Below are 22727 nucleotides of genomic sequence, written 5' to 3' on the forward strand. Positions count from 1 at the left end.
CCCGATAATGTCGATAAGGCAAAAATTGCTGATCGCGATCCCCGTCGGCCTGTTGCTGACGGGGCTGTCTGCCTTTGCGCTCGACAAGGCTGACCAGGCATTTCCGCCGCCACTGGGAGCGGCTGGCATCGTGTCTCGCGAGGTTCTCGACGTCGACGGCCAATTGCTCAGGGCCTTTGCAACACCTGACGGTCTCTGGCGGCTGAACACGACTGTCGGTGACGTCGACCCGCAGTTTCTGCGGATGCTGGTTGCCTATGAGGACCAGCGGTTTTTCGAGCACGCCGGCATCGACTTCCTGGCGCTCGGCCGCGCCGCGCTGCAGTTCGTCACCAACGGCCGCATCGTTTCCGGCGCCTCCACCCTTTCGATGCAGGTGGCGCGGCTGATCGAACCGCGCGAACAACGAAGCATTGCGGCCAAGCTGCTTCAGATTGCGCGCGCGATCCAGATCGAGCGTCGGCTGTCCAAGGACCAGATTCTCGACCTTTATCTCAGCCACGCACCCTATGGCGGCAATCTTGAGGGGGTGCGCGCCGCAAGCCTGGCCTGGTTCGGCAAGGAGCCGAAGCGACTATCTGTAGGCGAAGCCGCGCTGCTGGTGGCGCTGCCGCAATTGCCGGAAAAGCGCCGGCCGGACCGCAACCACGCCGCAGCCGAAGCTGCCCGCAAGCGCGTCCTGACTCGGATGGCGGTTGCCGACGTGATCGGCGAAGGCGAAGCTGAACGGGCCGCGATGACGGCCATTCCGAACCGCCGCCTTCAGTTGCCGGCCTATGCCGCCCATCTGGCCGAGACGGCGCTGCGCAAGCAACCGACGGCCGTGCAGCATCACACGACGCTGCGCCGCAATGTCCAGCGCGGCCTCGAAGCGGTTGCGCGCGAGGGAGCGGCCAAACTGGGACCGAGAGTGTCCGTCGCCATGATCATGGCCGACGCACGCACCGGCGAGATCATCGGCGAAGTCGGCTCGGCCGATTATTTCGACGCGAGCCGCTCGGGCTGGATCGATATGACGCGGATCACCCGCTCGCCCGGTTCGACGCTAAAACCCTTCATCTACGGTCTCGCCTTCGAGGAGGGCCTGGTCAGCCAGGAAACCATTATCGAGGATCGACCGGCCGATTTCTTCGGTTACCGCCCGCGCAATTTCGACATGAGCTACCAAGGCGACGTCAGCGTGCGCCAGGCGTTGCAACTGTCGCTCAACGTTCCGGCCATTCGCCTGCTCGACGTCGTCGGCCCTGCCCGGCTGATGGTCAGGTTCCGCCGCGCCGAGGTGAAGCCTGTGCTGCCCGCAGGCGAGGCACCCGGGCTGGCAATCGGCCTTGGCGGGGTCGGCCTGACGCTGCGCGATCTCGTGCAGCTCTATGCTGGTCTTGCCAATCGCGGCTTCCCGGTGCGGCTCGGCGATGGCATCACCGGCACGGCCGGTCTGATCGACGGCGAACCGCTGCTTTCGCCCGTTTCCGCCTGGCATGTCTCGGATGTGCTCTCGGCCGTCTTGCCGCCGGCGGGAAGCCGGCAGCGCGGCATCGCCTACAAGACCGGCACCAGCTATGGCTATCGCGACGCCTGGTCGGTCGGCTACGACGGCCGTTATGTGCTCGGGGTCTGGGTCGGGCGGCCGGACAATGGCGCCGTTCCGGGGCTGACCGGCTATGGCGCGGCCGCGCCCATTCTCTTTGAAGGCTTTGCCAAATCCGGATTGCCGATCACGCCGCTGCCGGATGCACCGCCGGGCGCTGTGCGCATCTCCCAAATCGAGCTGCCGATCAGCCAGCGCCGCTTCTCGATGACCGCAAGCGGCCTCGTCAACGCCTCGGCGCGCGAGCCGGCGCCACAGATCGTCTTTCCGCCCGAGGGCGCGCGTGTCGAACTTGGCATCGACCATGAGACCATGTCACCGCTTACTTTGAAGCTGCAGGGCGGCCGCGCGCCCTTCCGGTGGCTCGCAAATGGCAAGCCGTTGCCCGATCCGACCCGCCGGCGGACGACGCAATGGCAGCCCGATGGCGCCGGCTATTCCACCCTCACGGTCATCGACGCCGTGGGTCGGGCCGCCAGCGTGCGCGTCTTTATCGAATAGATGAGACCCTCAGTCGGCTGCAGTTTGCGCACGTCGCTCGACCCGGCGTGAACGGTCAGAATACCGCCGAGGCGCCCGACTGTCCGCGTATGGAGGGTTACGGTGCATCCCGCCAACGGGTCTCACCGCATCCACTCCTTCGGATCAATGGCAACCGGTAGTGGAATGACCAAATTTGCGACCAGCACCGCGTAAGATTGACGAAATAGTAGTTCTATCAGGAGAGGTTGCAGTCGCTCACGCTGTTTGCATCGCCTCCGCACGCGAACCTGTTTATGGTTGCGGACAATTGCTGATATCAATGAAGGATTGCTGAAATGTCGAAGGCCATGAACGTCATCGTTGCCGACGACCATGCCATCGTTCGCGAAGGCTTGAAGATGCTACTTTCGACGATGGCGGGCATATCTGTGGTTGCCGAGGCCGCCGACGGCGAAGCCGTGTTGGCGCTTGCGAGAAGTGAGCCGGCAGACCTTCTGACCCTCGATCTCGGCATGCCGGGCGTGGCAGGCATCCAGTTCATCGCCGACATCAGGGAACTGGCTCCGAGAATGAAGATCCTAGTGCTGACCGCCAATATCGAACCGCGAACGGTCCGCGCCGCCATAGATGCGGGCGCAAGCGGTTATCTCACGAAGAACGGCGACCCGGCCGAGCTTGCCTCTGCCGTTGACGCGCTTGGCGCCAACGAAATCTACCTCGCACAATCGATACGCTTTGCCGTCAGCCACCCGGAGCGACGGACCTTGCCGTCCGCGACCGACGAAGCGCTTTCGCCCATTCCCCTGACCCGGCGGGAGATGCAGATCCTTTCGCTCGCGGCTCAGGGCCTGACGGCTCGCGAGATTGCCGAACGGCTTGGCATCAGCCCGCTCACCGCGCGCAAGCACCGCGAAAACCTGATGCGCAAGCTCAGCCTGCATAGCGCTGCCGAACTCGCCGCCTACGCTGTGCGCATCGGCCTGCCCATTGGCTGAAATCCGCATGCCGCGCCGGCTCCAGCGGTGACATTCCCTTAACCACCACATCATTGGCCGCAGGTTCGAGGCTCCGAAATACGGCACCTGCCGTATGTCGCCGATCTACAACCAAGCGTAGTTCTCTGCCGACCCGATTCCGCACCGACGGGGTCGGGCCGAATGCCACGCTGCCGGAGGGGCAGCCGGCAAACCGGAGGAACTGCGATGCCCTCGATCGAGCACTGGATTTCGTTTGCGGTCGCTACGGCGATCTTTGCCTGCATGCCGGGGCCCGCCATTCTCTACATGACGGCGCAGACCTTGGCGCATGGCCGCAAAGCCGGTTTTTTGGCCGCATTCGGCATCCATATCGGCTGCTATGTGCATATTGCAGCCGCAACCCTCGGGCTTGCCGCCCTTCTCAGCCATGCACCGTTTGTCTATGCGGCAATCAAACTTGCCGGCGCCGTCTATCTGGTCTGGCTTGGCGGCACGATGCTGCTCGGCATCGGCAAGCATGATACGCATAAGACCGATGCCAAGCCCGGCGTGCTGCGCGACAGCATCCTCGTCGAAATCCTCAACCCTAAGACGGCGTTGTTCTTCGTGACGTTCCTGCCGCAATTCGTCGACCCGGCAGCGGCAATGCCGGTCTCCCTGCAGTTCCTGGTCTTCGGCATGCTGGTCAATCTGGCGTTGTCGGCCGCTGATGTCGCCGCTGTGATACTCGCATCCCTGACCCTTGGTCGCTTCACCGGCCAGAGCAGCCTGGTCCCGCGGGCATGCGGTTCGATCCTCAACGGCCTCGGCATGATGCTGGCAACGCAGTCCGTCTGACACGAGGGGTCTTGCGATCAAACCCTTTCCTATCCCGATTGTTTCGGCGATGATATCCGGGCCTTGAACGTCAGCGCAAAGCTCGAAGTCCTTCGGATGCCATCGCAAGGCTATGGATGACGTCCTTGCGAGAGGAAAACGGTCGCATGCTCAGCCCTGCCGAGATTTCGCAAGCAGCCGAGAGCCTTCACCAGGCCGAAATCGATCGCAGCCAGGTCGGCCTGTTGTCCCTCAAACATCCGGGGATGACGATAGACGACGCCTATGCGGTTCAATCCGCCTGGGTGCGGCGCAAGCGGGACCTCGGCCGACGGATCATCGGCTTCAAGATCGGGTTGACGTCAAAGGCCATGCAGCAGGCGCTTGATATCGACACACCGGATTCCGGCGTGCTGTTCGACGACATGCTGTTCGAGGATGGTGCAACCATTCCCGCCGATCGCTTCATCCAGCCTCGCGTAGAGGCCGAAATCGCCTTCGTGATGAAGGCGCCGCTCAAAGGGCCGCGCGTCACCATCCTGAACGTGCTCAACGCCACCGACTTCGTGATCCCCGCGCTGGAGATCCTCGACACCCGCATCGTCAGGCGCGATCCCGAGACACAGCAGGCCCGAGGGATCGCCGATACGGTCGCCGACAATGCGGCCAATGCCGGGCTGATCCTTGGCGGACGACCGATGCGCCCCGACGCGGTCGATATGCGCTGGATGGGCGCCATCCTCTCGCGCAACGCCGAAGTGGAAGAAACTGGATTGGGGGCGGGCGTTCTCAATCATCCCGCCCATGGCATCGCCTGGCTCGCCAACCGCTTGGCGCAAAATGGCGACGCGATCGAACCGGGCCAGATCGTGCTTTCCGGCTCGTTCGTGCGTGCGGTGGAGGCGCGCAGCGGCGACACTTTCGTTGCCGATTTCGGCAATCATGGCACAGTCAGCTGCCACTTCGCCCAAAGCGCCGCCTGACCCAGCGGCACCAATGTCTTAGGCACCCTATCCTCGCGTGCTATTGTACCAGGATTGCGCGGAAATCATTGACATTCGTGCCGGTCGGCCCGGGCTTGAAGATATCGCCGAGCGCGTCGAAGGCACTCCAGCTATCATTCCGTTGCAGGAGTGCTGCGGCGTCGAGACGCTGTGCGGCAAGCCGGGCGATCGTCGTTCCGTCGGCGAAGGCGCCGGCATTGTCCTCGGAACCGTCGATGCCATCGGTATCGGCGGCAAGCGCCGAAACGCCAATGGCGCCATCAATGCCAAGGGCCAGCGACAGCAGGAACTCGCTGTTGCGTCCGCCCTTGCCTGCCCCGCGCATGGTAACGGTCGTCTCGCCGCCGGAAAGAACGACAACGGGCTTCGCGAAGGGGCGGCCGCGGCCTGCGACCTCACGGGCGATTGCCGCGTGAACACTGCCGACGTCACGCGCCTCGCCTTCGATTGCGTCGGAGAGAATGATTGCCTCGATGCCGGCCTCCCGCGCCTTGGCGGCAGCCGCCTCGAGCGAGACGGAAGCGGATGCGATCAGGCGTACTTCGTTGGCAGCGAAACGCGGGTCGGACGGCGACGGCGCATCGGCAGCCGGATCGGCGAGCCACGCCAGGACCTTTTCGGGCAATTGCAGGCCATAGCGCTCGATGATCTTCAGGGCGTCGGCACGAGTGCTTGCGTCGGGCTGGGTCGGACCGGAGGCGACCAGCGCCGGGTCATCGCCGGGAATATCAGATACGATGAGTGAAACGACCTTCGCCGGATAGGCCGCGGCCGCGAGCCGGCCACCCTTGATCAATGAGACGTGCTTGCGCACCGCATTCATGGCGCTGATCGGCGCCCCCGAGGCGAGCAGCGCCCGGTTGACGGCGACTTCATCGTCCAGCGAAAGGCCTGGAGGTGGTGACGGCAGCAGGGCCGATCCACCACCGCAGACAAGAGCAACGACCAGATCGTCTTCCGACAGGCCGCTGACCTCGGCGATCAGGCGCCGAGAGGCCTGCAGACCGCTTTCATCCGGCAGCGGATGCGATGCTTCCAGCACCTCGATACGCTGGCAAGGGGCTGCGTAGCCGTAGCGGGTGACGACGACGCCGGAAAGCGGACCATCCCAATGTCGCTCGAAGGCCTGTGCCATCTGCGCCGCACCCTTGCCGGCGCCGACGACCACGGTCCGGCCCTTCGGCCGCTCCGGCAGGTTGGCGGCAATCACCAGTGCCGGGTCGGCAGCGGCAACCGCCGATGTGAACAGCGTTTCCAGAAACGTGCGCGGATCGGCAATGGCTGCCATGTCTCTCCCCTTCATCCAAGATCTCGGGCGGCGGCTCCTCCTTCCGCCGCCCGGAGGCACGATCGGCAGACGGAACGGGCCGCCGGTCGATCACGCGTATTTTCATGCTGTCGTAGCGGTGCTTCAGGCGACCTGATGGTTCGCCATGCGCTCAAGGGCACGCACCAGGCCGGAATGGTCAAGCCCGCTGTCACCATTGGCGGCGCAGTTGTTGAACAGCTCCTGCGTCGCTGCCGTGTTCGGTAGCGAAATGCCGAGGGATTTTGCGCCCTGCAGCGCCAGGTTCAGATCCTTCTGGTGCAGCGAGATGCGGAAGCCCGGATCGAACGTGCGCTTGATCATGCGATCGCCATGCACTTCGAGAATGCGCGAGGAGGCAAAACCACCCATCAACGCTTCGCGAACCCGCGCCGGATCAGCGCCGGCCTTCGAGGCGAAGACGAGCGCCTCGGACACCGCCTCGATCGTCAGCGCAACGATGATCTGGTTGGCGACCTTAGTCACCTGGCCATCACCACAATCGCCGACGAGGGTGATGTTCTTGCCCATCAGCTGGAACAACGGCAAGGCCCGGTCGAAGCTCTCCTGAGAGCCGCCGGCCATGATCGAAAGCGAAGCGTTCTTGGCGCCGACTTCGCCGCCGGAGACTGGCGCGTCGACGTATTCCGCACCGGTTTCGCGGACCTTTTTGGCGAATTCCTTGGTTTCGATCGGCGAGATCGAGCTCATGTCGATGACTAACTTGCCCTTGGAAAGGCCGTAGGCGACGCCGTTCTCGCCGAAGAGAACGTCCTTCACTTCAGGCGTGTCCGGCAGCATCAGGATGATCGTGTCGACCGCCTCGGCAAGTGCCTTCGGCGTCTCGACAAACGTCAGGCCGTTGTCGAGCAGTTCCTGCCGCGGCGGGATCGCAAATTTCGAAGTGATGATCGTATGCCCGGCATCCTGCAGATGGCGTGCCATCGGCGTACCCATGATGCCCAGTCCAATAAAGCCGATCGTTGCCATTGTGCTTAACTCCTGATCTTGATGATATCTGCGGATTGCGTGCGCTTGCGCTCGGCGCCAAGCCAGCCAAGGCCCTCGACCGTGGTCGTGCGCGGCTTGTATTCGCAGCCGATCCAGCCGTCGTAGCCCGCCTCTTCGAGCGCATCGAAGACGTACGGATAGTTGATCTCGCCCGTACCCGGTTCGTTGCGGCCCGGGTTATCGGCAAGCTGGACGTGGGCGATGCGGCCGACAAAGCGCCTGTAGGTACCGATGAGTTCGCCTTGCGTGCGCTGCTGATGGTAGAGGTCGTACTGGATGAAGAGGTTGTCGCTGCCGACCTCGTCGATGATCGAAGCGGCCTGCTCGACCGTGTTGAGGTAGAAGCCGGGAATATCGAAGTGGTTGATCGGCTCGATCAGCAGGCGAATGCCCTGCTTGCCCAGTTCGCTCGCGGCCAGCTTGAGGTTGGCGACCAGCGTGGTGCGCAGCACGGCTTCCGCGACCCCGTCCGGCGCGATGCCGACCAGGCAGTTGACCTGCTTGCAATCAAGCGCGGTCGCATAGTCGATGGCGCTCGCCACGCCCTTGCGGAACTCGTCGATCCGGTCGGGCAGGATGGCGATGCCGCGCTCGCCGCCGGCCCAGTTGCCGGCCGGCAGGTTGTGCAGCACTTGTTTCAGACCGTAACGCTGCAACTCGGCGCGCAGGCTGACCTTCTCGAACTCGTAGGGGAAGAGATACTCGACGCCTTCGAAGCCGGCTTTTGCAGCAAGGGCAAAGCGATCGAGGAACGGCGCCTCGGTAAACAGCATTGTCAGGTTCGCAGCGAACTTCGCCATGCGATTTTTCCTCCTTGTGATAGTTTTCAATCGAGAAGCGCTTCGATCGCGGTCGGTGCATCTTCGCCACGCGCCGCCAGTTCCTCGAACTCGACGACGGCGTTGATGTCCGCACCCATGGCGATGTTGGTGACGCGCTCGAGGATGAACTCGATGACGACGGGAACCTGGTGCTCATCCATCAGGGCGCGGGCGCGGTCGAACGCTTCCTGGAACTCGTTGGGGCTGCGCACCCGGATCGCCTTGCAGCCGAGACCCTCGGCAACGGCGACATGGTCGACGCCATAGCCCTTCTCCGCGTCTTCAGACGCATTGATGTTGTCGAAGGCGAGGCTGACTTCGAAGTCCATGTTAAAGCCGCGCTGCGCCTGGCGGATGAGGCCGAGGTAGGAATTGTTCACGACAACATGCAGGTAGGGCAGCTTGTGCTGGGCGCCGACCGCCAGTTCCTCGATCATGAACTGGAAATCATAGTCGCCGGAAAGTGCGACGATCGGCCGATCGGGATCGGCGGCACGCACGCCAAGGGCAGCCGGCAGGGTCCAGCCGAGCGGACCGGCCTGGCCGCAATTGATCCAGTTGCGCGGCTTGTAGACGTGCAGGAACTGCGCGCCGGCGATCTGGCTGAGGCCGATGGTCGACACATAGCAGGTGTCGCGGCCGAAGGCCTTGTTCATCTCTTCATAGACGCGCTGCGGCTTTAGCGGCGTCTGGTCGAAATGGGTCTTGCGCAGCATGGTCCGCTTGCGCTCGCGGCATTCTTGCGCCCAGCCCGACCAGTCGCGCAGCTTGCCGGCGGTCTTCCATTCCGTCGCAACGTCAAGGAAAAGCTTCAGCGCTGCCCCCGCGTCTGAGACGACGCCGAAATCCGGCGCGAAGACGCGTCCGATCTGCGTCGGTTCGATATCGACGTGAACGAACTTTCGACCCTCGGTATAGGTCGGTATGTTGCCGGTGTGGCGGTTTGCCCAACGGTTGCCGACGCCGAGCACGAAGTCGGAGGCGAGCATGCTGGCATTGCCGTAGCGATGCGACGTCTGCAGGCCGCACATGCCGGCCATCAGCGGATGATCGTCCGGGATCGTACCCCAGCCCATCAGTGTCGGAATGACAGGAACGCCGGTGATCTCGGCAAATTCGGTCAAGAGATCCGAGGCGTCGGCATTGATGATGCCGCCACCGGCGACGATCAACGGCCGCTCGGCCTCGTTCAGCATCGCAATGACCTTCTCGGCCTGCGCGCGCGTCGCCTTCGGCTTGTAGGGCTCGAGCGGCTCATACGTCTCGGGATCGAATTCGATCTCGGCCAGCTGGACGTCGACCGGCAGGTCGATCAGCACCGGCCCCGGTCGTCCGGAGCGCATCAGGTGAAAAGCCTTCTGGAAGACGAATGGCACCAGCGCCGGCTCCATGACGGTGACAGCCCACTTGGTGACAGGTGCTGCGATCTTGGAGATATCGACGGCCTGGAAATCCTCCTTGTCCAGGCGGGCGCGCGGCGCCTGCCCGGTGACGCAGAGGATCGGGATCGAGTCGGCGGAAGCCGAGTAAAGGCCGGTGATCATGTCGGTGCCGGCCGGGCCTGACGTGCCGATGCAAACGCCGATGTTGCCGTGCTTGGCGCGGGTGTAGCCTTCCGCCATATGCGAGGCGCCCTCTACGTGGCGGGCAAGGATGTGGCGAACCGAGCCGCGCGCCCTCAGAGCGGAATAAAACGGATTGATTGCCGCACCGGGCACGCCGAAGGCACAATCGATGCCCTCTTTCTCAAGAACGTAAACAGCCGCATCAACGGCACGCATCTTAGCCATGGGAACTCCTCCTATTTGATGAGACGATACCCCATTGTCATCAATGTTCAACATTTAAATGGAATTCATTTCCATCAGATGGAAATAAACATCTTCAAGAATTTCGAAACAATCAATCCTGGTCCTGCTAGAGGATGATAGGAATGACTCGGCTGCTGGAGGATGGATCATGGATGCGACAGGCAAGGGAAAACGCGGCCGAAAGGCGGGCGAAAACGCAGCGCCCGGCTCCGTGCAGGTGCTCGACCGTAGCCTGACGCTGCTGGCGGTCGTTGCCGAAAGCGACGGCTCGACATTGACGAACTTGTCCGATGTCACAGGCATGGCGCCATCGACCGTGCACCGGCTGCTGACGTCTCTGGCCAACCACGGCATGGTGATGAACGACCCCGACACCGGCGCCTGGACGATCGGCCTCAAGGCATTCGAGATCGGCAACGCCTATCTGCGCTTCCGCAAGCTCGGCACCATCAGCCGTCCGTTTCTGAAACAGCTGATGGAAGAAAGCGGTGAGACTGCCAATATCGGCATCGAAGAAGGCGGCGATGTCGTCTTCATCTCGCAGGTGGAAAGCCATGCCCCGATGCGGGCCTTCTTCCGCCCCGGCCGGCGCGGGCCGATCCATGCCTCCGGAATCGGCAAGGCGATCCTGTCGACCTGGGCCGACAAGGATGTCGCGCATCTGCTGGCTGGACGCGACCTGGCGCATTTCACCGACAAGACACGCGACAACCTGTCGGCGCTGCTGCAGGACATCCAGAAGATCCGCCAGCGCGGCTGGTCGATCGACGACGAGGAACACACGCTCGGCATGCGCTGCGTGGCAGCGCCGATCTTCAACGAATATGGGGAAACGATCGCCGGGATCTCGATCTCAGGACCATCCGTGCGCGTCAATGACGACAAGCTCTTAGTGCTGGGACCGGTCGTGCGCGAGCGCGCCGATGCCTTGACCCGGGCCATGGGCGGCAAGCGCCCCGAAGATCTCTGATAAGGAGATCTTTGACAAGAAAGCCTCCCCTTGTGGGGGGAGGCTTGCGTACGCGGCGTTGAGTTGGAACGTTCAGCGTCGAACGTTGGGAGACCAGGCTTCCGCGATGGTTCAGACCGTCTCGAGTTTCCGGCCGCCCGTGGCTTCTGTCTCGGCTGCCTGGTTGCTGGCACGATGTTTCATCGGCTTGCCGGCAACATAGGTTTCGGCCACCGATCGGTCGTCGCCCATCGTCTGCAGGATGAAGAGTTCCTCGGCGAGCGTCTTGGCCACGCGCATTCTCAGCTCCATCGACGGCTTGGCGCGACTGTCGAGCACGACGATATCGGCGTCGGCGCCGATATGCAGCGAGCCGATGCGGTCGTCGAGATCGAGCGCCCGCGCGTTGCCGAGCGTCATCATGTAGAACGAGTTGAACGGCGAAAGCCGCTGACCCTGCAGATGAAGAACCTTGTAGGCCTCATCCATGGTTTCCAGCATCGAGAAGCTGGTGCCGGCGCCGACGTCGGTTGCCACCGACCAGCGCGCGCCGAGTTTGTCGAAACGGTCGCGGTCAAAGAGGCCCGAACCGAGGAACAGGTTCGAGGTCGGGCAGAAAGTGCCGACGGCGCCGGTCTCGGCGAGAACCGAGATCTCGCGATCGCTGAGGTAAATGCAGTGCCCGAGCAACGTCTTGCGGGTCAAAAGATCGTAGCGTGCATAGATGTCGGTATAGTCCTTCGCTTCCGGGTAGAGCGACGTCGCGAAAGCGATCTCGTCCTTGTTTTCGGACAGATGCGTCTGGACGTAGCATTCCGGATGTTCGGCGACGAGCGCCCGGCTCATCTCCATCTGTTCCGGCGTCGAGGTGATGGCGAAACGCGGGCTGATGGCGTAGTGGGCGCGGCCGCGGCCGTGCCACTTGCCGATCAGTTGCTTCGTCTCGTCATATCCGAGTTGAGGCGTGTCGCGCAGCGCATCGGGCGCATTGCGATCCATCATTACCTTGCCGCCGATCATCAGCATGCCGCGGCTTTCCGCAGCGCCGAAGTAGGCATCGACACTCTCCGGATGCACCGAACAATAGGCAACGGCCGTGGTGGTGCCGTTGGAAAGCAGTTCGTCCATGAACCGGCCGGCAATGAATTGAGCATGCTCCGGCTGGCGGAACTTTTGTTCCTCGACGAAAATGTAGGTGTTCAGCCATTCGAGCAATTGCGCACCATAGGACGCGATAGCCTGCGTCTGCGGGAAATGCAGATGCGTGTCGATCAGGCCCGGCAACACCAGGTTCGGTCGATGATCGGCAACCTTGACTGCTGGCCCGGCCCTGCGGGCAACGTCCGAATGCTCGCCGATATCGGCAATCTTGCCGTTGCGAACCAGCACGGCGCCATCTTCGAAGTAGCGATAGGAGGCGTGGTCGTCGATGCCTTTGGGCGCCTCGACAAACGTCAGCACGCGGCCGCGGATCAGCAAATCGGTCATTGAACCTTCTCTCCCTTTACGACCGTCTCATACCAGGCGACGAGGAGCTTGCGCTCCTCGTCCGATATGCCGGTGACATTGGCCGGCGGCATCGCGTGCGAACGGCCGGCTTGCAGATAGATTTCGCGTGCGTGGGCGGCGATCTCGCCGTCGGTCTCCAGCGTCACGCCCTTCGGCGGCACGACCAGCCCTTCCCAGCCGGGCTCCTTGGCGTGGCACATGGAACAGCGGCCAAGCACGGTGTCGCGAACCTTCGGAAAGGCCTCGGCGGTAACGAACGGCTGCTGCGCCGCCGAAACCTTCGCCTCCTCGTCGCCGCTCAGGATCTTCGGCACGGTCGACAGCCACATGATGACAATGAAGAGCAGCGCGGTCGCAAGCCACGTCCAGGTCGGATTGCCCTTGTCGGCGTGACGGGTGTTGAAATAGTGGCGGATGGTGACGCCCATCAGGAACACCAGCGAGGCGATGATCCAGTTGTACTGGGTGCCGAAGGCCAGCGGATAATGGTTCGACAGCATCAGGAACAGCACAGGCAGCGTCAGGTAGTTGTTGTGCGTGGAACGCTGCTTGGCGATGACGCCGTATTTGGCGTCCGGCGTGCGGCCGGCGATCAGGTCGGCAACGACGATCTTCTGGTTCGGGATGATGATGAAGAAGACGTTCGCCGACATGATCGTCGCGGTGAAGGCGCCCAGATGCAGGAAGGCGGCGCGGCCGGTGAAAAGCTGCGTATAGCCCCAGGCCATGCCGACGAGGATGAAATACAGGAGCACCATCAGCTTGGTGTTGTCGCGGCCGGCCGGCGACTTGCAGATCGCATCATAGGCAAGCCAGCCGAAGCCGATCGATGCCAGCGAAATGGCGATCGCCGTCGTCTTCGATACGTCGAGCACATTGGGGTCGATCAGGTAAAGGTCAGCGCCGGCGTAATAGACCATGCACAGCATGCCGAAACCGGAAAGCCAGGTGACGTAGGATTCCCATTTGAACCAGATCAGGTGCTCCGGCATGTTTGATGGAGCCACCAGATACTTCTGGATATGATAGAAGCCGCCGCCGTGGACCTGCCATTCCTCGCCGTAGGCTCCAACAGGCAGATCGGGTCTTTTCTTCAGGCCAAGATCGAGCGCGACGAAATAAAACGACGAACCGATCCATGCGATACCGGTGATGACGTGTAGCCATCTCATGGCAAAGGTGAGCCAATCCCAGGCTATGGCATACTCGTACATGCAATTCTCCCATTTCTCCGTCGCGCATTATGTGTCATTGCTGGAGGCCGCGGGAACGTCGCTGGTTCACCAACACTTTCAAAAAAATCTATAAAATCGCGACGGAATGGATGCGTTAGATAGTGCCCGGAGGAGAGATCGGGAGGCATGTCATATCTGGACAATGTTCGCGTCTTCGTACGCGTCGTAGAGCTTGGAACCCTGTCGGCAGCTGGTCGCGACCAGCGCGTAACGCCGGCGGTTGCCAGTAATAGAATCAAAGAGTTGGAGCGCCACATGGGCGTTCGGCTGTTCAATCGGACGACGCGCAAGCTGACCCCGACGGAGCACGGCCGTGTGTTCTACGACGGTGCCGTCAAGATTCTCGAAGCTGTCAATGAGGCGGAGAACGCCATCGCGGATCTGTCGCACAATCCGAAGGGTGCGCTGAAGATTACCGCTCCGTTGGGGATAGGTCGGCGGCTGATCGCCTCGGGCATTCCGGAGTTTCACGACAAATATCCGGATATCGAGGTGCGGCTCAGGCTCTCCGACCACAATGTCGATATCCTGTCGGAAGGCGTCGATGTCGCCTTCAAGCTCGGCATCCTCGAAGATTCGAACCTGCGCATGCGTGGCATCATGAACTGCGAGCGCGTCGTCTGCGGCGCACCGGCCTATTTCGAGAAGCGCGGCGTGCCGCAAACACCCGACGAGCTTATCGCCGACAAACATGACTGTCTGCTGCTGCGCTATCCCGGTTCCAAGGAGTACTTCTGGACATTGCAGACGCCTGAGGGTGTCAGGAAGCTCGAAGTGACCGGGCCTTACGATTCGGATGATGGCGATGTGTTGACCCAATGGGCGCTCGATGGTCGCGGCATCATCAACAAGCCTCTCTTCGAGGTGAAGAGCTACATCAACACCGGCGAGCTGGTGCCAATCCTTGCCTCGACACCGCCGCTCGGCGTGCAACTGGCGGCGATCTATCCGCACAAGCGCTTCCAGGACCCGAAGGTTCGGCTGATGATCGACTATATGGCGGAGCGCTGTCAGCGGCTGATCGGCAAGATGCTCGCCTAACAGCCCCGCCTAAAACAGCGCTCTGCTTGATCGGTTAAGGCACGAGCACGATCTTACCGGTCGTGCTTCGTGTTTCCATGGCACGGTGCGCCTCTGCCGCCTGTTCCAGCGGAAACCGACCACCGAGATGGACCTTGAGCCGCCCGTCCTCCACGCGACGGAACAGATCGCCGAGATCGGTTTTCAGGGCGGACGGCGTGAGCAACGGCAATAGAGCGAACCCACGCAGGGATTGATTGCCCGAAAGCATTTGTTCGACGTCAGCGGCTTCGAGTTCGAAGCGCCCCATCGCGCCGAAGACGAGCTCACCGCCTTGCGCCAGAACACCAAGCGCGGATTTGGTGAAGGATCCGCCGACCATGTCGTAGATCGTCTCGACTGACCCACCTGCCTGATGCTGTCCAAGCTCCGACCGCCAATCCGCTGCTTTGTAGTCGATTGCAAGGTCCGCGCCGAGCGAGCGTGTGAACGCGACCTTCTCGCTGCCGCCCGCAAGCGCGATTACCGCTTTTGCACCAGCCTCTCTTGCAAGCTGAATGAGCAGCGAGCCGACACCGCCGGCCGCAGCAGTCACCAGCACGGTCTTTCCCTGCGGATTGCTTTGCCGAACGAGATGAAGCGCCGTCAGCCCCTGGATCATCAGCGCTGTCGCCACTTCGAACGAAACGTCGCCGGGGATCGGCACGAGTGCGTCAGCGTCGATCGCGACATATTCGGCGCACCCGCCCGCCCCGCGGCCGAAGGCGAACATCGGCACGGCGACACGCGTGCCGACCGCCGGCGTTTTCACGCCTTCGCCCTGCGCCTCGACAATGCCCGCGATCTCGACACCCGGCACCATCGGCAAACCAGGTGTCACCGCGTATCGGTCCTGCCGCATCAGAACTTCGAAGAAATTGAGCCCGATCGCCCCGACCCGCACCAGCACTTCGCCGTGCGCGGGCACCGGCTTCGGCATATCGATCAGCTCAAGGACTTCAGGGCTCCCGAAGGAGCGGTACCGGATTGCTTTCATGGATCTCAACCTCATTTGACTGGCTTTGATCCATAATTAGCCTTAGACTCCCGTTTGGCTCTACACACCCTTTTGTTCCATACTGACCGATTGGTAACCATGGCCGATATCATCAAGAGACTGCCATCACTGCCATCCGAGCGTGCGCTCAAGGTGATCTCCGGGCGATGGAAGGCAGTGATCCTCTATCACCTGTTCGACGGTCCGAGGCGCCTCTCTGAGTTGCGACGGCTCGTACCGGCCGTCAGCCAGAAAGTCCTGATCCAGCAGCTTCGCGAGATGGAAGAACACGGCCTCGTTCATCGCGAGATCTTTCGCGAAGTGCCGCCAAGGGTGGAATATTCGGCAACGGCACTGGGCCAGAGCCTCGAGCCGGTCCTGCTTGCCCTGTGCGAATGGGGTCAGCGTCACGCCGAAGAACTGGGTGAATTCGACCAGGTCGGCGATTGCATCATCCGGCCGCGCCAAAGCGCCTGAGCGTCAGGCGCCGACGCGCTTGCCTGGCTTGACCGAGGAGACAGCCGGCGCCTCCCAATGATGATTGAGCGCGGCGGTCATGATCTCGGCTGCGGCCAGGGCCGCTATCACCGCCGGCCTCTTGTCTTTCACGGCCGTGCCGCCGATCGGGCAGATAAGACGATCGAAAAGATCGGGCCGGCCGATTTCCCGCGACAGCCAGTTCTTGAAGGTCGAACGCTTGGTCTTCGAGCCGATCATGCCGACATAGGAAGCGTCGTCACGCCTGAGCGCCTCGGCTGCAATCAGGAAGTCGAGCGCGTGGTCATGGGTGAGGATCACGAAGGCGCTGCCGCGCGGCGCATCGCGGACCACCGCCTCGGGCATCGCGGTCAGGCAGGTCTCGATACCGTGGATATCGGCGGCCGAAAGCTCGTCCTCGCGGGTGTCGACGAGAATGGTGCGCACCGGCACAAGCGATAGCGCCATCGCCAGCGCATCACCGACATGCCCGGCGCCGAAGACGTAGACATGGGGGCGGCTGGCAATCTCCAGATCGCTGCGTTCAATCAACATGGCGGCTTTCTCCCGATCGATGCGCGTGAAGGCGAGCGCGACGCGCCCGCCGCAACACTGACCGATCTCGGGGCCAAGCGGGACCGTCATCGTGTCGGCGCCATCGCCGCGCTTCATCGCGCGACGACCGTGGTCGATCGCCATATATTCGAGCTGGCCGCCGCCGATGGTGCCGAAGAGGCCGTCCGGCGCCACCAGCATCCAGGCGTCGGTGTCGCGCGGCGTCGAGCCTGCGGCACCCGTCACCTCGACCAGAACGCAGTCCGGTTCGCGACGCAGGAAGTCCCTGATATCCTCTCGGCTCGCAACCATCGCCATCAACCCTGTGCTACAGCCCCTTGCCTTGCGGCGGCTCGCAGCCGCTCGATCGCCATCAGCACCCGCTCCGGCGTCGCCGGTGCGTCGATGCGCGGGGGAATACGATACTCCGCAACGCTCGCCGCTGCCATCGACAACGCCTCCAGAACCGAAATGCCCAACATGAACGGCGGTTCCCCGACGGCCTTTGACCGCCGGATCGTTTCCTCCCGGTTGACCGACCATTCCGCCAGGCGAACGTTGAACACGCGCGGTCGATCGGAGGCAAGCGGGATCTTGTAGGTCGACGGCGCATGCGTGCGCAGCCGACCCTTGGCGTCCCACCACAGTTCCTCTGTCGTGAGCCAGCCCATGCCCTGAACAAACGCGCCTTCGACCTGACCCAGGTCCAGTGCCGGGTTCAGCGATCGGCCGACATCGTGAAGGATGTCGGTGCGATCGACCTGATATTCGCCGGTCAGCGTATCGACGCTGACTTCGGAGCAGGACGCGCCATAGGCATAATAGAAGAACGGACGGCCGCGGCCTTCCGAGCGGTTCCAGTGGATTTTCGGCGTCTTGTAGAAACCGGCGGCGGACAGCTGGATACGGGCGCCATAGGCAAGCTTGATGAACTCGCCAAAGGGCAAGCGTTCCGCGCCGATCCGCACTGTGTTCGGCTCGAAGGCGACATCGGCCTCGGCAACATTCCAGCGTTCGGCGGCAAAGCGCACCAGCCGCGCCTTGATCTGCTGCGCCGCATTGGCGGCCGCCATGCCGTTGAGATCCGAACCGGAGGACGCTGCTGTCGCCGACGTATTCGGCACCTTGCCCGTCGTCGTCGCCGTTACCTTGACGCGATCGAGATCAACCTGGAACTCGTCGGCCACCACCTGGGCAACCTTGGTGTAAAGCCCCTGCCCCATCTCGGTACCACCATGGTTGAGGTGGATCGACCCGTCGGTATAGACGTGCACCAGGGCGCCTGCCTGATTGTACTCGGTCTTGGTGAAGGAGATGCCGAACTTGACCGGGGTGAGCGCGATGCCGCGCTTGATGATGTGGTTTTCGCGGTTGAAGGCGATCACGGCCTCTCGACGCGCAGCGTAATCGGCCGACGTTTCGAGCTCCTCGATGATGCGCCCGATGATGTTGTCTTCGACCGTCTGGTGATAGGGCGTGAGATTGCGGCCCTCGCCGCCATAGAAGTTGAGCTTGCGGATCTCGAGCGGATCCTTGCCGACAGCATAGGCGACATCCTCGATCATGCGCTCGCCGCCGACCATGCCCTGCGGGCCGCCGAAGCCACGAAACGCAGTGTTCGAGACGGTGTTGGTCTTCAACGGCTTCGAACGAAGACGGACGTTCGGATAGAAGTAGCAGTTGTCGGCATGAAAGAGCGCGCGATCGGTCACGGGTCCAGAGAGATCGGCGGAAAAGCCGCAGCGCGCCGCAAACACCGCATCGACCGCCTCGATCCGGCCCTCGTCATCGAAGCCGACCTTGTAGTCGACGTGGAAGTCGTGACGCTTGCCGGTTGCCGACATGTCGTCGTCGCGGTCAGGTCTGACCTTGACGGCGCAACGGTATTTCTTTGCGGCCAGGGCCGCCACGGCGGCGAAGATGTTGGCCTGCGTTTCCTTGCCGCCGAAGCCGCCACCCATGCGGCGCACATTGACAGTCACGGCGTTGGACGGCACGCCAAGCACGGTTGCCACCATGTGCTGGGTTTCGCTCGGATGCTGGGTCGACGAATAAACCAGGACCTCATCGTCCTCGCCGGGAATGGCAAAGGAAATCTGGCTTTCGAGATAGAAGTGGTCCTGACCGCCGATGCGCATCTCGCCTTCGACGATGTTCTTCGCCTTGGCAAAACCGGCTTCGATGTCGCCACGCTCCAGCTTCAGCGGATCGATGACCAGAGGATAGTTCGCGGCAGCAGCCTCAAGCACGTCGGTCACATGCGGCAGATCGCGGTATTCGACCTCGACCTTGACGGCTGCACGCCTCGCGGCTTCACGCGACGTGGCGATGACGGCGAACATCGGCTGGCCGTAGAACTCGACCTTGCCGGTTGCAAACACCGGATCGTCGTGCTTGTGGGCGGGGCTGATGTCGTTTTCACCCGGGATGTCGTCAGCTGTGAGGATACCGATGACGCCCTCGCTGGCGCTGACCGCGTCGAAATCGATCGACAGGATATCGGCATGGGCGCGCTGGGACAGACCGAGATAGCCGTGCAATGTGCCGGCCGGTTCCGGAATATCGTCGATATACTCGGCCGTTCCCGACACATGTTTGTGGCCGGACTCGTGCCGTTCGTTTTCGTGGACGCCACCGCGGATGCGGTCGATGGGCTGCATCACATTCATGGGTCTCACCTCCTAGACGGCTACGGCAATGTTGCGGTCGATCCGGATGTTTCCGGTCGCCTGCGTTTCAAGATAGAAGCGGCGCAACAGGTTCTTGGCCACCAGTTGGCGATACTCCGCCGAGGCGCGCCAGTCGGTAAGCGGCGTGAAGTCCTGATCGAAGGCGGAGATCGCCTGCTCGACCGTTGGCTCCTGCCAGGCCTTGCCCTTCAGCGCCGCCTCGACATGAACAGCCCGCTTCGGTGTTCCGGCCATGCCGCCAAAGGCGATCGCCGCGTCAGCGACTTCACCGGCACCGTCGAATGTCAGGCGGAATGCGCCGCAGACGGCGGTGATGTCTTCATCCAGACGCTTGGTGATCTTGTAGACGGCAAAGCTGGTGTCAGCTTCGAGGAAAGGAATGTGAACCGCTTCGACGAATTCACCGGGCTCGCGATCCTGCTTGCCGTAGGCAATGAAGAAATCTTCGAGCGCCACGGTACGGCGGCGAGCGCCCTTGCGGAGCGTCACCGACGCGCCGAGCGCAATCAATGCCGGCGGCGTGTCGCCGATCGGCGATCCGTTGGCGATGTTGCCACCGACCGTACCCATGTTGCGGACCTGCTGTCCGCCGATCCGGTCCCAAAGCTCGCGCAATTGCGGGAAATGTTCGGTAATGACGGGATAGGCTTCGGCATAGCTGACACCAGCGCCAAGCGTCACACCCTTGTCGTCGACGGTGATGCGACGAAGTTCTTCCAGGTGCGTGAGATGCACGACCGGCGCGATATCGCGCATGAACTTGGTGACCCAGAGGCCGACGTCGGTCGAGCCGGCAACGATCGTCGCTTTCGGATTGGCTTCGAGCACATCGGCAAAATCATCGACGGAAGCCGGCAGCATGAACAGTTCCGCTCCCTCGCCGATCACCACGCGGCGGCCATCCTGAAGGGCTGCGAGTTCGCTGGCGATACGATCGCGTTCGGCAAACAATGGATCCTTCCCCAGATCGCCGATGGTCGAAATCGCCTCGGCCGCGCGAATGATCGCGGCATAGCCAGTACAGCGACACAGGTTGCCCTGCAGCGCCTTCTCGATTTCGGTGACCGACGGCTTGGCGTTTTCCATCCAAAGCCCGTAGAGCGACATCACGAAGCCAGGCGTGCAGAAGCCGCATTGCGACGCGTGCGTCTGGACCATCGCCTGCTGGACGGGATGGAGTGGACCACCCGGTGTTGCCAGCGAATCCACGGTCACCACGTGACAGCCGTCGAGCGAACCGACAAAGCGGATACAGGCATTGACGGATTCATACTTGAGCTGCCCGCCGAGCAGGCGGCCGACCAGCACCGTGCAGGCGCCGCAGTCTCCCTCGGCACAGCCTTCCTTGGTTCCGCGCAGGTTGCGATCGATGCGCAGGAAATCGAGCAATGTCTGCACCGCAGAAACGTCGGAAAGCTCGACAAGGCGGTGGTTCAGGAGAAAACGGATCGTGTTGCGTATCTGAATGGTCATTGCTGATCAGCTCCCGCGATAGGTCGAATAGCCGTAGGGCGACAAGAGCAGCGGCACATGATAGTGCGCCGCCTGATCGTCGATACCGAAACGGATCGGGATGACATCGAGAAACGGGTTGGCGCCGCGCGCAGCTTCGGACCCAAGATAGTCGCCGGCGTGGAAATGCAGCTCGTAGGTGCCGGCCTGCATCAGCGATCCGCTCAACAGCGGCTGATCGCAGCGTCCGTCATCATTCGTCCTGACCGAGCGCAGATGCGTCTGGCGCTCGCCCTCGATGCGATAGAGCTCGATGCGCAGGTCCTTGGCCGGTTTGCCACTGGCCGTATCGAGTACATGGGTCGTCAGACGGCCGTCGTTTCCACCATGAGATTGCATGCGTCTTGCTCCTCCCGAAGTCATCTTTCCATTTCGCAGTATCCCGGTGAGCCAGTGCATTGAGAAGCGGGCGGATCATTCGAGACTTTCAAAATTTTTGGGGGGAATGACGGCGGAAAAATCCCGTTAGGAATCGAGGTGCAGAGACAAATGTCTGGAGGACTGCTTGCATGAGATACCCCCGCGATCTTCACGGCCATGGCCCGAACCCCACCATCGTCTGGCCCGACGAGGCGCGGATTGCCGTGCAATTCGTGATCAATTACGAGGAAGGCGGCGAGAACTGCGTGCTGCATGGCGACGCCGCATCAGAGGCTTTTCTCTCGGAAATCGTCGGTGCGCAGGCTTGGCCCGGACAGCGCCACTGGAATATGGAATCGATCTATGAATACGGCGCCCGCGCCGGCTTCTGGCGGCTTCATCGCATGTTCACGGAAAAGGGCGTGCCCGCGACAGTCTATGGCGTCGCAACAGCGCTGAAGCGTTCCCCGGCGCAGGTGGCCGCGATGCAAGACGCCGGCTGGGAGATCGCCTCGCACGGTCTGAAGTGGATCGAGCACAAGGAATTCAGCCCTGAGCGGGAGCGGACAGAGATCACAGAGGCGATCCGGCTGCACACGATCGTCACCGGCGAACCGCCGCGCGGCTGGTACACCGGTCGCTGTTCGGACAACACGCTCGATCTGGTGACCGAGACTGGCGGCTTCGACTACGTCTCGGACAGTTATGCCGACGATCTGCCCTACTGGCATGAACATGCGGGCCGCCACCAGCTGGTCATTCCCTACACGCTCGACACCAATGACATGCGCTTTGCAACGGCGCAGGGCTTCAACAGCGGTGACCAGTTCTTCAGCTATCTCAAAGACAGCTTCGACGTGCTCTATGCGGAAGGTGCGGCCGGCGCACCGAAGATGCTCAGCATCGGCCTGCACTGCCGCCTTGTCGGCAGGCCGGGTCGCGCCGCAGCGCTTGCGCGTTTCATCGACTACGTGAAGGGCCACGAAAAGGTCTGGTTGGCTCGTCGCGTCGATATCGCACGGCATTGGGCAAAGACCTATCCCTTCAAGGCCTGGGACGACCGTCCATCGCAGCTTTCCGAGGCTGATTTCGTCGCTCGCTTCGGTGGCGTTTTCGAACATTCCGATTGGATCGCCAGGCGCGCCTTTGCCAGCGAGCTATCGGCCGCCAACGACACGGCGATCGGGCTTGCTGCAGCGCTCACTGCAGTCTTCCGCGAGGCGAGGCCGGAAGAGCGTCTTGCCGTGCTCAACGCCCACCCGGATCTCGCCGGCAAGCTGGCGCAGGCAAAGCGGCTGACCGAAAGCTCGACCAGCGAGCAGGCTTCCGCCGGCCTTAACGCCCTGACCGATGCTGAACGCACGCGTTTCACCGAACTCAACAGCGCCTATGTCGAAAAATTCGGCTTTCCCTTCATCATCGCGGTCAGAGGCCGCAGCAAGGAGGACATCCTGGCGGCCTTCGAAACCCGGATCGAGAACGATCGCGACAGCGAGCTCGAGACGGCCTGCCGGCAGGTGGAAAGGATTGCGCTTCTCCGCCTCAAAGACATGCTGCCGAGCTGAGT

General features: G+C 62.4%; 19 protein-coding genes. 8 read left to right on the plus strand and 11 right to left on the minus strand.

Going from position 1 to position 22727, the window contains the following annotated elements; genetic code table 11:
* Positions 1–7: 7 nt before the first annotated feature.
* From pbpC to hpaH, 4 genes are all read left to right on the plus strand, one after another.
* Complete coding sequence (gene pbpC / locus ASD52_RS35540; RefSeq protein WP_057226675.1) at positions 8–2089, plus strand: penicillin-binding protein 1C; 2082 nt, start codon at positions 8–10, stop codon at positions 2087–2089.
* A gap of 317 nt (positions 2090–2406) precedes the next feature.
* A complete protein-coding gene (locus tag ASD52_RS35545; protein WP_057211243.1) occupies positions 2407–3066 on the plus strand; it encodes a response regulator transcription factor in 660 nt (219 codons plus the stop codon).
* Positions 3067–3273: 207 nt separating this feature from the next.
* Complete coding sequence (locus ASD52_RS35550; protein WP_057226677.1) at positions 3274–3885, plus strand: LysE family translocator; 612 nt, start codon at positions 3274–3276, stop codon at positions 3883–3885.
* Between the two features lie 146 nt (positions 3886–4031).
* Positions 4032–4847: a 2-oxo-hept-4-ene-1,7-dioate hydratase gene (gene hpaH / locus ASD52_RS35555; protein ID WP_025428606.1), complete on the plus strand. Its 816-nt coding sequence runs from the start codon at positions 4032–4034 to the stop codon at positions 4845–4847.
* A gap of 40 nt (positions 4848–4887) precedes the next feature.
* Here hpaH and ASD52_RS35560 read toward each other — a convergent pair whose 3' ends face one another.
* From ASD52_RS35560 to gcl, 4 genes are all read right to left on the minus strand, one after another.
* The gene (locus ASD52_RS35560; RefSeq protein WP_057226679.1) at positions 4888–6156 is read right to left on the minus strand and encodes a glycerate kinase; all 1269 of its coding nucleotides are present in this window, start codon (positions 6154–6156) and stop codon (positions 4888–4890) included.
* Between the two features lie 123 nt (positions 6157–6279).
* Entirely contained in the window at positions 6280–7164 is an 885-nt protein-coding gene (gene glxR, locus ASD52_RS35565) for a 2-hydroxy-3-oxopropionate reductase (protein ID WP_025428604.1), read from the minus strand.
* Positions 7165–7169: 5 nt separating this feature from the next.
* The gene (hyi, locus tag ASD52_RS35570; protein WP_057226681.1) at positions 7170–7985 is read right to left on the minus strand and encodes a hydroxypyruvate isomerase; all 816 of its coding nucleotides are present in this window, start codon (positions 7983–7985) and stop codon (positions 7170–7172) included.
* Positions 7986–8011: 26 nt separating this feature from the next.
* Positions 8012–9796: a glyoxylate carboligase gene (gcl, locus tag ASD52_RS35575; protein WP_057226683.1), complete on the minus strand. Its 1785-nt coding sequence runs from the start codon at positions 9794–9796 to the stop codon at positions 8012–8014.
* A 169-nt stretch (positions 9797–9965) separates the two neighbouring features.
* Here gcl and ASD52_RS35580 point away from each other — a divergent pair, with 169 nt between their 5' ends.
* Positions 9966–10787 carry an IclR family transcriptional regulator gene (locus tag ASD52_RS35580; protein WP_025428601.1) on the plus strand — a complete coding sequence of 274 codons (822 nt, stop codon included), beginning with the start codon at positions 9966–9968 and terminating at the stop codon, positions 10785–10787.
* A 111-nt stretch (positions 10788–10898) separates the two neighbouring features.
* Here ASD52_RS35580 and guaD read toward each other — a convergent pair whose 3' ends face one another.
* Positions 10899–12254 carry a guanine deaminase gene (guaD, locus tag ASD52_RS35585; protein ID WP_057226685.1) on the minus strand — a complete coding sequence of 452 codons (1356 nt, stop codon included), beginning with the start codon at positions 12252–12254 and terminating at the stop codon, positions 10899–10901.
* Positions 12251–13489 (minus strand): urate hydroxylase PuuD, encoded by a 1239-nt coding sequence (locus ASD52_RS35590; RefSeq protein WP_025428599.1) that lies wholly within the window; start codon positions 13487–13489, stop codon positions 12251–12253. The genes guaD and ASD52_RS35590 overlap by 4 nt, the downstream gene beginning before the upstream one ends.
* 147 nt (positions 13490–13636) lie before the next feature.
* Between ASD52_RS35590 and ASD52_RS35595 the strand changes: the two genes are divergently transcribed.
* On the plus strand, positions 13637–14551 hold the full coding sequence (locus tag ASD52_RS35595) for a LysR family transcriptional regulator (RefSeq protein ID WP_025428598.1): 915 nt from the start codon (positions 13637–13639) through the stop codon (positions 14549–14551).
* Between the two features lie 34 nt (positions 14552–14585).
* On the opposite strand, the gene ASD52_RS35600 is transcribed toward ASD52_RS35595, so the two are convergent.
* The gene (locus tag ASD52_RS35600) at positions 14586–15566 is read right to left on the minus strand and encodes a zinc-binding dehydrogenase (protein WP_057226689.1); all 981 of its coding nucleotides are present in this window, start codon (positions 15564–15566) and stop codon (positions 14586–14588) included.
* A 99-nt stretch (positions 15567–15665) separates the two neighbouring features.
* Between ASD52_RS35600 and ASD52_RS35605 the strand changes: the two genes are divergently transcribed.
* Entirely contained in the window at positions 15666–16043 is a 378-nt protein-coding gene (locus ASD52_RS35605) for a helix-turn-helix domain-containing protein (protein WP_025428596.1), read from the plus strand.
* A 3-nt stretch (positions 16044–16046) separates the two neighbouring features.
* Here the strand turns inward: ASD52_RS35605 and xdhC are convergent, their stop codons facing one another.
* From xdhC to uraH, 4 genes are read right to left on the minus strand one after another with little or no spacing between them, the layout of a single operon-like run.
* A complete protein-coding gene (xdhC, locus tag ASD52_RS35610) occupies positions 16047–16916 on the minus strand; it encodes a xanthine dehydrogenase accessory protein XdhC (protein WP_025428595.1) in 870 nt (289 codons plus the stop codon).
* A complete protein-coding gene (xdhB, locus tag ASD52_RS35615) occupies positions 16916–19267 on the minus strand; it encodes a xanthine dehydrogenase molybdopterin binding subunit (protein WP_057226690.1) in 2352 nt (783 codons plus the stop codon). Before xdhB ends, xdhC begins: the two co-directional genes overlap by 1 nt.
* A 12-nt stretch (positions 19268–19279) precedes the next feature.
* The gene (gene xdhA, locus ASD52_RS35620) at positions 19280–20761 is read right to left on the minus strand and encodes a xanthine dehydrogenase small subunit (RefSeq protein ID WP_057226692.1); all 1482 of its coding nucleotides are present in this window, start codon (positions 20759–20761) and stop codon (positions 19280–19282) included.
* A 6-nt stretch (positions 20762–20767) separates the two neighbouring features.
* A complete protein-coding gene (uraH, locus tag ASD52_RS35625) occupies positions 20768–21139 on the minus strand; it encodes a hydroxyisourate hydrolase (RefSeq protein WP_025428592.1) in 372 nt (123 codons plus the stop codon).
* A gap of 170 nt (positions 21140–21309) precedes the next feature.
* Here uraH and puuE point away from each other — a divergent pair, with 170 nt between their 5' ends.
* Entirely contained in the window at positions 21310–22725 is a 1416-nt protein-coding gene (puuE, locus tag ASD52_RS35630) for an allantoinase PuuE (RefSeq protein WP_057226694.1), read from the plus strand.
* The last annotated feature ends 2 nt before the right edge of the window (positions 22726–22727 follow it).

This window comes from Ensifer sp. Root142 (genome assembly GCF_001426785.1).
Taxonomy (GTDB): domain Bacteria; phylum Pseudomonadota; class Alphaproteobacteria; order Rhizobiales; family Rhizobiaceae; genus Ensifer; species Ensifer canadensis.

Bases quoted from the DNA above. Each gene is read 5' to 3' on its own strand.
- pbpC (WP_057226675.1), top strand. From the start codon at position 8: ATGTCGATAAGGCAAAAATTGCTGATCGCGATCCCCGTCGGCCTGTTG.
- ASD52_RS35545 (WP_057211243.1), top strand. From the start codon at position 2,407: ATGTCGAAGGCCATGAACGTCATCGTTGCCGACGACCATGCCATCGTT.
- ASD52_RS35550 (WP_057226677.1), top strand. From the start codon at position 3,274: ATGCCCTCGATCGAGCACTGGATTTCGTTTGCGGTCGCTACGGCGATC.
- hpaH (WP_025428606.1), top strand. From the start codon at position 4,032: ATGCTCAGCCCTGCCGAGATTTCGCAAGCAGCCGAGAGCCTTCACCAG.
- ASD52_RS35560 (WP_057226679.1), bottom strand. From the start codon at position 6,156: ATGGCAGCCATTGCCGATCCGCGCACGTTTCTGGAAACGCTGTTCACA.
- glxR (WP_025428604.1), bottom strand. From the start codon at position 7,164: ATGGCAACGATCGGCTTTATTGGACTGGGCATCATGGGTACGCCGATG.
- hyi (WP_057226681.1), bottom strand. From the start codon at position 7,985: ATGGCGAAGTTCGCTGCGAACCTGACAATGCTGTTTACCGAGGCGCCG.
- gcl (WP_057226683.1), bottom strand. From the start codon at position 9,796: ATGGCTAAGATGCGTGCCGTTGATGCGGCTGTTTACGTTCTTGAGAAA.
- ASD52_RS35580 (WP_025428601.1), top strand. From the start codon at position 9,966: ATGGATGCGACAGGCAAGGGAAAACGCGGCCGAAAGGCGGGCGAAAAC.
- guaD (WP_057226685.1), bottom strand. From the start codon at position 12,254: ATGACCGATTTGCTGATCCGCGGCCGCGTGCTGACGTTTGTCGAGGCG.
- ASD52_RS35590 (WP_025428599.1), bottom strand. From the start codon at position 13,489: ATGTACGAGTATGCCATAGCCTGGGATTGGCTCACCTTTGCCATGAGA.
- ASD52_RS35595 (WP_025428598.1), top strand. From the start codon at position 13,637: ATGTCATATCTGGACAATGTTCGCGTCTTCGTACGCGTCGTAGAGCTT.
- ASD52_RS35600 (WP_057226689.1), bottom strand. From the start codon at position 15,566: ATGAAAGCAATCCGGTACCGCTCCTTCGGGAGCCCTGAAGTCCTTGAG.
- ASD52_RS35605 (WP_025428596.1), top strand. From the start codon at position 15,666: ATGGCCGATATCATCAAGAGACTGCCATCACTGCCATCCGAGCGTGCG.
- xdhC (WP_025428595.1), bottom strand. From the start codon at position 16,916: ATGGCGATGGTTGCGAGCCGAGAGGATATCAGGGACTTCCTGCGTCGC.
- xdhB (WP_057226690.1), bottom strand. From the start codon at position 19,267: ATGAATGTGATGCAGCCCATCGACCGCATCCGCGGTGGCGTCCACGAA.
- xdhA (WP_057226692.1), bottom strand. From the start codon at position 20,761: ATGACCATTCAGATACGCAACACGATCCGTTTTCTCCTGAACCACCGC.
- uraH (WP_025428592.1), bottom strand. From the start codon at position 21,139: ATGCAATCTCATGGTGGAAACGACGGCCGTCTGACGACCCATGTACTC.
- puuE (WP_057226694.1), top strand. From the start codon at position 21,310: ATGAGATACCCCCGCGATCTTCACGGCCATGGCCCGAACCCCACCATC.